Origin of the sequence: Cytobacillus purgationiresistens, from assembly GCF_030813235.1 — a bacterium.
In the GTDB taxonomy this organism is placed as follows: domain Bacteria; phylum Bacillota; class Bacilli; order Bacillales; family Cytobacillaceae; genus Cytobacillus; species Cytobacillus purgationiresistens.
Map to the genome: position 1 here is coordinate 98,135 of NZ_JAUSUB010000006.1, position 11,347 is coordinate 109,481.

General features: G+C 38.1%; 15 protein-coding genes and 1 pseudogene. 3 read left to right on the forward strand and 13 right to left on the reverse strand.

Going from position 1 to position 11,347, the window contains the following annotated elements; genetic code table 11:
* The 10 genes from J2S17_RS08945 to J2S17_RS08990 form a co-directional block, all read right to left on the reverse strand.
* Entirely contained in the window at positions 1 to 1,977 is a 1,977-nt protein-coding gene (locus tag J2S17_RS08945; RefSeq protein WP_307474226.1) for a DNA polymerase, read from the reverse strand.
* On the reverse strand, positions 1,977 to 2,915 hold the full coding sequence (locus J2S17_RS08950; protein WP_307473969.1) for a DUF2815 family protein: 939 nt from the start codon (positions 2,913 to 2,915) through the stop codon (positions 1,977 to 1,979). Before J2S17_RS08950 ends, J2S17_RS08945 begins: the two co-directional genes overlap by 1 nt.
* 3 nt (positions 2,916 to 2,918) lie before the next feature.
* A complete protein-coding gene (locus tag J2S17_RS08955; protein WP_307473971.1) occupies positions 2,919 to 4,088 on the reverse strand; it encodes a DUF2800 domain-containing protein in 1,170 nt (389 codons plus the stop codon).
* Positions 4,085 to 4,522, reverse strand: a complete 438-nt coding sequence (locus tag J2S17_RS08960; RefSeq protein WP_307473973.1) for a hypothetical protein — start codon at positions 4,520 to 4,522, stop codon at positions 4,085 to 4,087. Before J2S17_RS08960 ends, J2S17_RS08955 begins: the two co-directional genes overlap by 4 nt.
* A 1-nt stretch (position 4,523) precedes the next feature.
* Positions 4,524 to 4,685 carry a DUF6906 family protein gene (locus tag J2S17_RS08965; protein ID WP_307473975.1) on the reverse strand — a complete coding sequence of 54 codons (162 nt, stop codon included), beginning with the start codon at positions 4,683 to 4,685 and terminating at the stop codon, positions 4,524 to 4,526.
* Between the two features lie 55 nt (positions 4,686 to 4,740).
* Entirely contained in the window at positions 4,741 to 4,863 is a 123-nt protein-coding gene (locus J2S17_RS08970) for a hypothetical protein (protein WP_307473978.1), read from the reverse strand.
* Complete coding sequence (locus J2S17_RS08975; protein ID WP_307473979.1) at positions 4,860 to 5,486, reverse strand: sigma-70 family RNA polymerase sigma factor; 627 nt, start codon at positions 5,484 to 5,486, stop codon at positions 4,860 to 4,862. The genes J2S17_RS08970 and J2S17_RS08975 overlap by 4 nt, the downstream gene beginning before the upstream one ends.
* A gap of 2 nt (positions 5,487 to 5,488) precedes the next feature.
* A complete protein-coding gene (locus J2S17_RS08980; RefSeq protein WP_307473981.1) occupies positions 5,489 to 5,629 on the reverse strand; it encodes a hypothetical protein in 141 nt (46 codons plus the stop codon).
* Between the two features lie 86 nt (positions 5,630 to 5,715).
* On the reverse strand, positions 5,716 to 5,841 hold the full coding sequence (locus J2S17_RS08985; RefSeq protein ID WP_307473982.1) for a hypothetical protein: 126 nt from the start codon (positions 5,839 to 5,841) through the stop codon (positions 5,716 to 5,718).
* 13 nt (positions 5,842 to 5,854) lie between these two features.
* A complete protein-coding gene (locus tag J2S17_RS08990; protein ID WP_307473984.1) occupies positions 5,855 to 6,034 on the reverse strand; it encodes a helix-turn-helix domain-containing protein in 180 nt (59 codons plus the stop codon).
* A 377-nt stretch (positions 6,035 to 6,411) separates the two neighbouring features.
* Here J2S17_RS08990 and J2S17_RS08995 point away from each other — a divergent pair, with 377 nt between their 5' ends.
* The 3 genes from J2S17_RS08995 (at position 6,412) to J2S17_RS09005 (ending at position 8,719) form a co-directional block, all read left to right on the forward strand.
* Positions 6,412 to 6,834, forward strand: coding sequence for a helix-turn-helix domain-containing protein (locus J2S17_RS08995; RefSeq protein WP_307473985.1), 423 nt, complete (start codon positions 6,412 to 6,414; stop codon positions 6,832 to 6,834).
* A gap of 12 nt (positions 6,835 to 6,846) precedes the next feature.
* Positions 6,847 to 7,260, forward strand: coding sequence for an ImmA/IrrE family metallo-endopeptidase (locus J2S17_RS09000; RefSeq protein WP_307473988.1), 414 nt, complete (start codon positions 6,847 to 6,849; stop codon positions 7,258 to 7,260).
* Positions 7,261 to 7,324: 64 nt separating this feature from the next.
* Entirely contained in the window at positions 7,325 to 8,719 is a 1,395-nt protein-coding gene (locus tag J2S17_RS09005; protein ID WP_307473990.1) for a recombinase family protein, read from the forward strand.
* Positions 8,720 to 8,743: 24 nt separating this feature from the next.
* Here the strand turns inward: J2S17_RS09005 and J2S17_RS09010 are convergent.
* The 3 genes and pseudogenes from J2S17_RS09010 to J2S17_RS09020 form a co-directional block, all read right to left on the reverse strand.
* Positions 8,744 to 9,124, reverse strand: a pseudogene (locus J2S17_RS09010) (UPF0758 domain-containing protein); the annotation flags it as partial.
* Positions 9,125 to 9,190: 66 nt separating this feature from the next.
* Positions 9,191 to 9,763, reverse strand: a complete 573-nt coding sequence (locus J2S17_RS09015) for a Maf family protein (protein ID WP_307473991.1) — start codon at positions 9,761 to 9,763, stop codon at positions 9,191 to 9,193.
* A 377-nt stretch (positions 9,764 to 10,140) separates the two neighbouring features.
* Positions 10,141 to 11,229 carry an SPOR domain-containing protein gene (locus J2S17_RS09020; protein WP_307473993.1) on the reverse strand — a complete coding sequence of 363 codons (1,089 nt, stop codon included), beginning with the start codon at positions 11,227 to 11,229 and terminating at the stop codon, positions 10,141 to 10,143.
* Between the last annotated feature and the right edge of the window lie 118 nt (positions 11,230 to 11,347).

Below are 11,347 nucleotides of genomic sequence, written 5' to 3' on the forward strand. Positions count from 1 at the left end.
TTAATCTTTCATGTAATATCGAGTAGTGAATCCATCACCTTTTAACGGCAGCCCAGGTGCCCATACAATCTCTTGCCCCATAATCGATGTGATCATGCCTAGCGAAACACTTTCAGGTTCATCCAGTACAACCTCATCATGAATATGCATAACAGGGAGTATCCCAAGCATGTACAATTTCCTTAACGTCTCTGCAAGGCAGTCCCTGGCGATAGCTTGAACAATGTTCTCCACAAGTTTTCCACCGTATGAGGAAATCTTTTCCCACTTCTTTGATGTTTGATTCATGCCCCAATAATGGATTGCTTCCTTGCCAAAGTCATTTTCAGCTAGGAATGGTTTAACATAATACAATTTGCGACCGCTTGGCAGCTGCACAGTTAAAAAGTTAAGACCATTCTGAATATCACTTTCCGTTGCTAATAAAAGACCTTTCACACCTGCAGGTTGACCAGTACGCAAAACCGATAATGCTGCATTTTCAATGGAGTACCATAAATCCACTATTCTTCTGTTTGAAGTCCTCCACCGTCTTACGATATCCGGCAGTTCCTCCTCAGCTAGTCCCATGTTTAAGGCACCCATACTTATAAGCGCTCCGGGCCCGCCCTGATACCCCAAAGCTAACTCAGATACTTTCCCTTTTTGACGTAGCTCATATTCTGGATTACCTTTCTTAATTAACTCAATCGGCACTCCAAACATCTGTGATGCTGATGCCTCGTATATTCTGCCATGTGTGTTAAACACATCTAATCTCCATTGTTCTCCAGCAAGCCAAGCAATTACACGAGCCTCGATTGCACTAAAGTCAGATATGATTAAGTGGTTACCCTCTGCAGCTACAAACGCTGTACGAATAAGTTGAGATAAAGTATCGGGCACGTTGCCATATATCAGCCTTAACGCATTGATCTTTTTCTCTCTTACAAGTTCACGAGCATTACCAAGTGTTTCTAGGTAGTTTCTTGGAAGATTCTGAACTTGAACCAAACGACCCGCCCATCTGCCTGTACGGTTTGCACCGTAAAACTGCAAGAGTCCTCTTACTCTGCCGTCCTCGCAAACGGCTGATACCATAGCTTGATACTTTTTAACGCTTGTTTTGGATAACTCCTGGCGTATCTCTAACGCCCTTTTTACATCACCCTCTGTTGTCTCAACGAGATTGAATACAGTCTCTTTTTGTAGGTTTTCAACTTCTACATTTTTCGATGACAACCATTTTGTCAGTTGGGCTGCACTGTTTGGGTTTGCAAGACCAGTGATGCTTTTTGCTTCGTCCGTCAATTGAGCTGTTGCATAATCATTTATGTAGAGTGCTCCGTCAATTAACTGTTGATCTACCGCAACACCTTTTACATTTATCATTTGATCAATCTCCCACATCTTTTGCTCAACTGCAGGAACAGGAAAATTGATCAGTTTATGATGTATAGCCTTTTCCACATCAACGTCTTGGACACAGTAGTCTATAAACAATTCCCACTTTTCTGGCTCATGATGAGGTAAAGTTCTAGTGCGATGTCCATTTTTATTTGTCGGCTTTGTAGGAGTACAAAATAGTTTAATCAAAGCGTTACCAGTTGTTAATTTACGTTTGTCTTGAGGTAATCCAAGTGCAACAGCTGTCGGTCCTAACCCTGCAGTGTAACCACAGTAGAGCCCATGAAACATTGTGCAGTGCCACTGATCTAACCAAGTTAGAGGGTCTTTACCGAAATGTTTCGATAAACAATACCATTCAAAGGCAGCATTATAGGCATGCTTAGTTACTTTTGGATCAAATAATGCTTGAAGTATTTCCCTCGGCAAACTCCATCTTTGAGCAACATCCACTATTTTTGTCTGCCCACCATTTACAGAATAAGCGAACAATAATACTTCGAAATCAGGAGACTGTACGTATTTGTACAGTCCTGATTTCTTGATGTCTACACTGCTATATGTCTCAATGTCAATATTTAACGAGCGAATCATATCCCCATTACGCCACCGTTAATTGGCTGGCCAGTGATAGGATCAATCTGAGGTTGTTGCTGTGGTTGACCGAAACCCTGTTGAGGTTGACCATACTGTGGTGGTGCTTGGTATTGTTGTTGCTGTGGTTGACCAAATCCTTGCTGCGGTTGATATTGCTGTTGTTGACCGTAATTTTGTTGTGGTGGCTGCTGTGGAGCATATTGCTGTTGCGGCGCCCCCCCACCAAAATCGTCAGATGCAGCTGGCGCAGATGAACCTAAAGGATCCCCATCTCGTGTTTTTTGTACATTCGTGCTGATATATGCCCCGATACCTTTTTTACCAGCTTGAGCATACGGTGCGAAGTTAATAGCAATTCGTCCGTACATCCCCGAATAAACTTCAGTTGGATCGATGACTGGATTAGCATTTACATCTACAATTTTAGGTGGTTGGTCTAACTTAGAAGATGCCGAGAAAACCCAATGACCTTTACACTCTTCACCAAACGGCATGCCATCACTCGGCTTAACTCCATCACCATCATAGACAGGAATAGCAATAACTGGAGGGATGACACCATTCCACACTTTTGATTTCCCATACTGCTTAGCTGCTTCAATTGCTGCGTCGATGCGTGCTTTTGTTGCTGTGTCAGATTTAGGTACAAGGATAGTTGTGCTGTACTTTGGCTCTCCACCATATTGATTCTCACGAGGTTTTAAAAGGTTCACATATGAAAAACGTACTTCACCTGTTACGATACGGCTAGAATTTGTTTGACTTGTCATTTGTTCATTTCTCCTTTGGTTTTTATATTTTCGTACTTCAAAGCGCCATTTGCGCGAATCTTTACCAATCTTATTCTCTAAAGCTTTTCTCGCTTTGCTTTTAGAAAGCTCTCTTATGCCAAATACGAATTTTTTAGAAACTGTACTATAGATCCCGTACATGATTTAACTGAAATCTGCAGATGCATCAGGACTTACTGATTTCCGCTTATCACCTGCAGGTGCCAAAGTTGGTTTACCTGGCGACTTTACTATATGACCTGCTTCATCTAATAAACTGGTAAACTCTTTCTTTTTAAGAACCTTCTCAATCTTTGAAACTGTTAAAGGTACACGGTCAAAAAGGAGCGCTTCATCGATACCCTTTTCTTTCAAATGGGCAAAAGCTTTATCTTGGTTTACAAATGACCGTGATCCTCTTCCTTCAACTGCTTTCCATCCAGGGATCTCATTACCTTTTAAGCACTGGCCTAGGGCGTAATCCTTTAAAGCTTTTACCCAAGACTCTACATGCTGCCCACGTTCAAGCATTTGACCAACTTCTTCATCGGTAAGCAATGGCGGTTTTATCGCCGTAAAATCAGCCAATGCACTGAACTCCTCTGCACGAGCTCGGCATTTAGATTTTGCCCTGCAGAACTTACAATGTTCTCCTGGCACAAAATCTCCATTTCCATCAAACGCAATCTTTGCTATCGGCTTCATCTCATCGCCCCATGCCAAAAGCTCTTTAACCGTCAAATCAAACTCGGAAATACTATTTAACCTAGGTTGGATGATCGCTAGTTTAATAGTTTTAATTGGGTATAGGAAACTGTATTCCAGATAAGCTCCTAAAGCATAAAGCTTCATTTGGGAATTGTTGTCTGCACTTACTGCAACGCCCTTACCGTATTTAAAATCGGTTACGTAGAGTGTATCCCCGCCAACCATTAAACAGTCGACTGTCCCAAATCCATCGGGTGCATAAGCTGAATAATTGATACGTTTCTCAACAGCCACGTATGGAGCAGATGGCAAGCTTAAAGATATACCCTTTAAGTATTCTAAGTAAGTATCCGTGTGCTTAAGCATTTCCTCTTGGTACAGCTCATGCTTTTTCATCTTGTTTAGCCTGGTATTAAAAGTGCGTTGACTCATAGGCTCTATAAAATACTTACGAAGCTTTAATTCCGCAATCTCGTGTGCCAGTGTGCCTTCTCTTGCAAAATCAGATGTAGAATCAGGGAATTGTTCCTCAAGGCGAACACTTGGTGTGCACATCAACCAGCGCTGGGAAGCACTGGCAGAAAGCACTGCATGAGCTCTCTCTGAGTGTGCAATTTCCTTACTCATATTTTTGCTCCTAGTTCACGAAGTTTGGTGGCAAATGCCCCATATTGTTCTTGAGGTACTTGCATAAGCGATTGAGCACCAAATGCTCCAAGTAAACCTAATAATTCATTTTGTTTCCCTGCATCCATTAATTGAGTAGCTGCAACAGCCAGTTGATTCATGTCGTACTGCGGTGCAGAAGTTGGAACACCTTGATTAGCCTGTTGCGGTTGTTGAACTGGCTGTGAAGGTGGATTAACCGGTTGAGTCGGTTGAGTTTGTTGCTGTTGCTGTTGCACAGGCGGTGCAGTTGGAACAGCTGCAGGTACAGTGTTAGGCACTTGGAATTGCACAACAGGCTCTTCCGAAATAGCTTGTCCCTTTCCAATTGCTTGAGCTAGAGCATTTATCGCATTGACCATTTCAGGTGCTTTGATTTCTATTGTTATATTCATTTTAGTAACCTCCGTGATTGATAGATTTAGTTTGATTTGTATTACGATGGACAATAACCAGTTTTTCAGGAAGATTTTTAACAACCAGCCAATTTTCTCGATTTAAACCGGATGATTGTATGATCTTCTTTTGTTTAACCGTTGGATTTTTTCCGTTTTTCATGGTACCTCTTCCTGTTTAGCAAACATTATGCTAAACTGTTTTTGATTATGGTTTTTTACTTTTGACCTGTTGTTACAGCAACCGGTCTTTTATTTTGGCTTTTTACAAATGCGCGATGGATAGCCATGTAACGATCTGCATAATCCATTTTGTTCCACTCTTTAGTGCTGATTCTCATAGGCTCACCTCCTTTAAAGCAGCGTAACCACACTCTCCCTCTCTTTCTGAATGATTAATTTTTGAAATGGCAATGTGTTTTCTTCTATAAACCCAATCCAAACTCTTACCGAGCATTTGACCAATTTCACGATCAGAATGTCCGTTGCATTTTTTCAGGATTATGAACTTCTCAAGACTATTTAAATCTTGTAAATATTCTTCTAGTTCGATCCTTTCAACAACTTCACTTTCTATATCAGTTGAATTGTCTACTGCAAAATAATCATTCGTGACACTGTCACATGTGTGTAGGTCAACAGAAGTAAAATGAAAATTACTCCTTTCTTCAGAAGATACTTGAGTTGGGATTTTCATCGGTAATCCCCATTTATGCAACTCATAAGTAATCCTCCATCTAATACTTTTAAAAATATAACCTTTAAAGGTTTTTTCCCTTGTTTCGTCGTAGTTCTGACACAAGTTCCATAGAGTCATTCGCCCTATTTGAAAAAGGTCTTCTAACTCCATATTATTTATTGCAGCAATCTGATGGGCTTTTGAAAAATCACCAAAATGCGCTTTTATTGCTGAAAAGATAATGTTTTGATTTTCCTCAAAAAGCTGAACAGCAGCATTATTCACGATTAATCCTCCTCAATGTAATTCTCCATCATATAACCTATAGTCACGATTTCACGAATGTTTGTAGAATACTCAATACTATCTGCAACAGTGTGAAAATCACCGTCTACAACCGAATTTATCAATGCACTATGAATGCTCACTATGCTCACCTCCCTTCAAGTAGAACTAATTTCGTTCTTCAAATTTTGCAAAGTGGGTAAAAGGAAGCCTGGTTAGGCTTACTTAATCACTTGAAATTTTCCTTTTCTGATTCAGCTGCAATAATTCGTGGGATAGAGGTCTTCATGAAGAAAGCAAACATTTTCTTCTTTGTTTCTTCACTAATAACAGGAGGCTTTATTTCAACTTGCAATTGCTTCACCTCTTTATAAACATAAGATTTTTCGAATGTGATTTATATGTCCTTGTGCCTTTGGACCATCTTTCCTCCCATTAATGATGTCTGATAAGTAAGCATTTGAAATACCAAGTATCTCTGCTAACTCTTTTTGTCTCATCTTACGTTTAAATAACTCCGATCTAACTTTTACTAGTTCCTCTGACATAAATACCCTCCTTTCCTTAAATGGCTATATAATACAGGTTGACCATTACAACCGATGATCGTTAAAACCGACAATTTATCCCTCACCTTCTACAAAATTAGATAAAAAGCTAATTTATTAGCGAAAATCATTGACCCAAAATGACTTTTTTGCTATCATAAACCCATAGCTAAATAAGACTGTTAAAGCCTGTTTATATACACTTTACCCGTTCCCCAACGAAAAAATGTATTTACAAAGGTCGTATTTTTTATTGTCTTTTTCGCTAATAAAGTAGCTCATGAACACAGTATAATGACTAAAAAGTTATTTGTCAACGATAAAATGACTTAAAAGTTAATATCTCTTTTCATGAGTAATTTGAAAGGTTGATACCAGTGAGTTTGGTAAAAAAAATTAAAACACTTTGTGATGAGAAAAAAGTAACTTTTGCCGAAGTAGAAAGAAAAATAGGAATATCGAATGGACAAATTAGAAGGTGGGATAACGTATCTCCTAAAAGCGAAACTTTAAACAAAGTAGCAGACTATTTCGATGTCTCCACTGACTACCTTCTTGGTAGATCTGATAAGAAAAGATATTACGATTTAACTGAAAAAGATGAAAAGGATATTCAAATAAAGTTAGAAGAAATGATTAATGGATTAAATTCAAAAGACGGTTACGCTGCTTTTGATGGGCAAATTTTAGATGATATGGATGAAGAAGACAAAGAATTATTAATCTCAGCTTTAGAAAACTCATTGAAAGTTGCTAAAAGAGTTGCTAAACAAAAATTCACTCCTAAAAAATATAGATAATGGGAGTGTAGCATGGATATTAAAGGGATCGTCAAAAATCTTATTAGAAAACATAAAACTGCTTGCCCATTTGAATTGGCTAAGAAATTAAAAATCGAGGTGGTGTTCGTTAACCTCGGAAAGAAAGTTTTAGGATTTTATACTAAACATAATCAAATTCCCGTTATTACAATAAATGAAAATGCGGATAGTCTGCAGCAAATTTTTATTCTTTTTCATGAAATTGGTCATCATGTCCTTCACAAAGATATAAATACCCCTTTTTTAAGTGAATTTACTTTGTTCTCGACAATCAAAATCGAAATTGAAGCTCATACATTCGCATTGGAGTTTTTGTTTTTCAATAAAGAAGTTATAACTGAAGAAGATTTAGAGATGTATGGAGTGCCGAAGCAATTAGCACTATTGAGAAAATACGGGTCTTAAATTTTTTTAATCTTCAAACAGAACATATATTCTAAAAGTAAATAGAAAAAGAGGTGAATCAATCATGACTGTAGGAATTTATATTCGTGTAAGTACAGAAGAACAAGTGAAAGAGGGTTTTTCAATATCTGCCCAAAGAGAAAAATTAAAAGCATTTTGCCAAGTTCATGATTGGACCGACTTCAAATTTTATGTAGACGAAGGTATTTCTGCTAAGGATATGAACAGACCTCAACTTCAATTAATGATTGAACATGTTAAGCATGGATTAATTGATACGGTTTTGGTTTATCGTCTCGATCGTTTAACTCGATCTGTTCTCGACTTGTACAAGTTATTAGATATATTCGAAAATCATAATTGTAAATTTAAATCAGCAACTGAAGTCTATGATACTACTACGGCAATGGGAAGGATGTTTATTACCCTGGTTGCTGCTATGGCCCAATGGGAACGAGAAAACCTTGGAGAACGTGTACGTATGGGGCAAATAGAAAAAGCTAGACAAGGGAAATACAGTGCAAAGGCCCCATACGGATTTGATAAAGATGACAATGAAAAACTTATCATTAACGCTGATGAAAAATTAGTAGTCCTTGATATGATTGAAAAGGTCAAACAAGGTTTTTCGATTAGACAATTAGCTAATTATCTCGACAATAGTGGGACTCCTCCAATAAGAGGGTATAAATGGCACATTAGAACTGTGTTGGATATTCTACATAATCCTGCACTTTACGGAGCTATAAAATGGATAGATGAGATTATTGAAAATGCACACGAAGGAGTCATTACAAAAGAAGAATATAATCACTTGCTTCTTCTACTAAATGAAAGACAAAATAAAAAAAAGCGTAAGGTCAATTCATTCTTCGTTTATCAAATGAAACTAATTTGCCCTATTTGCAATAATCACCTAACAAGTGAACGATCAGTTTACCATCGGAAAAGGGATAATCAATTAATTGAGTCCAACCGTTATCGTTGTCAAGTATGTGCATTGAACAAAAGAAAAGCAATCAATGTTAGCGAAAGCAAAATCGAAAAAGCTTTCATCCAATATATGAGGAATACTACATTTAATCAAACCCCTGAATTAAAGGATGAATCTCAAGAAGAAAAAGAGAAAATATTGAGTAAAATAAGCCGGATAAAAAAACAAAGAGAAAAATTTCAAAAAGCGTGGTCAAACGATCTAATGACTGATATGGAATTTGCTGACCGAATGAATGAAACAAGCAAAGGGTTGCTGGACTTGGAAAAAGATTTAATTGAGATCCAACCGAATAAATCTAAACTTGACTATGAAAAAGTTAAAGAGTTGACAAAAACGTTTAATTTAAACTGGTTGAATCTCAAACCACTAGAAAAACATCAATTTTTAAACATGTTTATTAAAAATATTCATTTCGTTAAAGATGGTTCAAGCGTTGATGTAACAGAGGTTTCTTATTATTAATTTTATTTGTATTTATGTGAAGTTTATACAAACAAAATGTTCTTGTGATAAAAACCTCATATCATTCATCACATAGTTGGCTGCATCTTCTGGAGAACGGATGACATAGCGGTCATCAAAAGCTAGATTAGAAATTCTGCGACCGATTTCAACAGCAGCCATTACTTGAATCGCCTTAGCCATACCAATGCCATTCACTTCTGTCATTTCATTTAAGCTTGCGTCCTTTAATAACCTGAGTCCTTCAAATTTTGTCAACAATCGCTGGGATAACTGTATTACCGATTCGTTTTTAGTACCTGTTCTTAGAAGAATGGCAATAAGCTCATGGTTCGATAAGCTCTCAGGTCCATTTTGAATCATTCTTTCCCTCGGTCTTTCATCCTGAGGAAAATCCTTTATCATTTGATTGCTTAAATCCATTAGAACGCCTCCCATATTTTGTACCTGAGAGTACATCCGAAGAGGAAATTAATAGGAAAGCTTATATCCAGCCTCCTGCAATGCCCGAACGGTCTTTGATAATGGAAGTCCAACGACTGCGAAATAATCTCCGCTAATTTCTTTTACAAGCGTCGCACCAATGCCTTGAATCCCGTAGGCACCTGCCTTATCAAAGGGTTCTCCGGTGTTAATATAAGAGTGAATCTCTTCATCTGTTAACTCCCAAAACACCACATCTGTTTTCACAAAAAATGTCCTTTCCTTTTCAGGGGAAATAATCGACACGCCCGTGTATACGGAATGTTTTTTGCCCGATAAGTTTTTCAGCATGGCAAATGCTTCATCTGAATCTTTAGGTTTTCCTAATATATTTTCTTCAGATACAACAACTGTATCTGAACCAATTACAAACGAATCTACATGTTTGCTAGATACAGCTTGTGCCTTTCGAGATGCCAGCACCATCACAATATCACCTGGAGCTAATTGTGGATTGTAGCTTTCATCAACATCACTGCTGCATACCTCGAATGTTAATTGGAGATTTTCAAGAAGTTCTTTTCGCCGTGGAGAAGAAGAGGCTAAAATGAGGTTTGTCATTTCAATCACCTTACCTTATCTGTTGGTTCATATTGGGAGATACATTCTAATCCTACCAAATTTCTGTCGTTCAAACAATTTATAGCAGACAAGTTTCCCAAAAATATTTATCCGTTCGACAAAAATAAAAAGTCTGCCGACATTTCGTCAACAGACCAAGTATATTTGTCATATTTCCCGGAAAATTTCATTTCGATGGGGCAAGATTTTTTTAAGATAAAGTATAAATTTTTTTGAGTTAGAAAAATGTCTAGTTTTCTTGGGCCTACCCCCTCTATGGTCTAAGACAATCCTCTCAGAAAGGTAAAGAACACCTTTCAGGGAGGATTGTCTTATGCTATGCCTAAGGGTGAAGAAGGCGCTTGCGCTTTTTCTTATTATGCCTCACTTATTTTTTGGTAAACAGATAAAAACGAGAGCAAGTGCTGCTGTAATTGAGTTAAAGCATCTGCATCAGCCGAGGTTTGAAAGGCACCCGCTTGTTCAACCGCCTTTATTATTGATTCATTTACAGCAATAATGTTTTCATTCTTTAACTTTGTTTGATTAATACCCTTTATACTTGCCTCATTTCCCTTCAATTTTTCTACTGTACTATCAGCAAGCTTGCCTTTAAGCATTCCTTCAGTCGCAACTGTAGTTAAATCAGTGAATATTTGTGGTAAGAGTTCAAGCATTTTCTTTTCTTCAGCTGAAAGATTGCTCACTGTGCCGCCTTCAATGTTATATTCCTTTGCAAACACATTCACTCCCTTGTTTTCCAAATGCTTTCCAACTTCCTTTGCATTCTCGATACTATCCGCAATCCCGATGAATATCACCTGGTTCCCGTTCATATCCTTTACTAAAGCTGGCATGCCCTTTTCCGCATATGTTTTTTTCTCGCCGTCCGCGCTCTCTTTATTGCTAAACACTCCGCCTTGTACAACATATGTTGTAATTGCTTGGATATCAGCTGCTTCTTTACCCGTTGCCGCGACTGCTTGTTTACCTTCATCCTGCATTCCGGTCACAGGAGTGGTCTGTGCCTCTCCTCCAGCCTGCTCTGCTTTTACGAGATTAAGCATCATGATTCCTATACCGGTTCCAAGAATGATGGCAAGTAATATCGTGAAAAAGATCGAAAAATTAAAGTGGCTTTTACTTTTTCTTGCTGACTTACTGGCCAACAATGTTCCCTTGTTTGTTTTCTTAATTGGAGATTGCTTAGCTTTAACCGATTCTTCCCAATTTGTTTCACTCATTCCATCTTCAGGAAGTATCCAGTCGAAATTGTCCCCTGTCTCTGTTTCCTTCGATGCAGCGGCTTCAATAGAGGCAAATTCTTCGTTCTCCTCTGTTTCACTTTGCCTTTTGGCTTTCTCTTCGTTGATCACGGTCTCGCTCTTTTTGTCTCTTTCCTCAAATGATTGCTTATTTCCATTTATCTTAATAGTGATCGTTTTCTTCCCATCATGCTTGTCCATCTAGCATCCTCCCTCCTTGTCCATGCTCGAATTGGTATCATCCTAACATAACGACAAAAAAAAATAACAAGACTTTTGTCGTCTCGTTACTGAATGCTTTCGTCAAATTCTTTTATTC

Bases quoted from the DNA above. Each gene is read 5' to 3' on its own strand.
- J2S17_RS08950 (WP_307473969.1), bottom strand. From the start codon at position 2,915: ATGTACGGGATCTATAGTACAGTTTCTAAAAAATTCGTATTTGGCATA.
- J2S17_RS09005 (WP_307473990.1), top strand. From the start codon at position 7,325: ATGACTGTAGGAATTTATATTCGTGTAAGTACAGAAGAACAAGTGAAA.
- J2S17_RS08955 (WP_307473971.1), bottom strand. From the start codon at position 4,088: ATGAGTAAGGAAATTGCACACTCAGAGAGAGCTCATGCAGTGCTTTCT.
- J2S17_RS08990 (WP_307473984.1), bottom strand. From the start codon at position 6,034: ATGTCAGAGGAACTAGTAAAAGTTAGATCGGAGTTATTTAAACGTAAG.
- J2S17_RS08965 (WP_307473975.1), bottom strand. From the start codon at position 4,685: ATGAAAAACGGAAAAAATCCAACGGTTAAACAAAAGAAGATCATACAA.
- J2S17_RS08970 (WP_307473978.1), bottom strand. From the start codon at position 4,863: ATGAGAATCAGCACTAAAGAGTGGAACAAAATGGATTATGCAGATCGT.
- J2S17_RS09015 (WP_307473991.1), bottom strand. From the start codon at position 9,763: ATGACAAACCTCATTTTAGCCTCTTCTTCTCCACGGCGAAAAGAACTT.
- J2S17_RS09000 (WP_307473988.1), top strand. From the start codon at position 6,847: ATGGATATTAAAGGGATCGTCAAAAATCTTATTAGAAAACATAAAACT.
- J2S17_RS09020 (WP_307473993.1), bottom strand. From the start codon at position 11,229: ATGGACAAGCATGATGGGAAGAAAACGATCACTATTAAGATAAATGGA.
- J2S17_RS08960 (WP_307473973.1), bottom strand. From the start codon at position 4,522: ATGAATATAACAATAGAAATCAAAGCACCTGAAATGGTCAATGCGATA.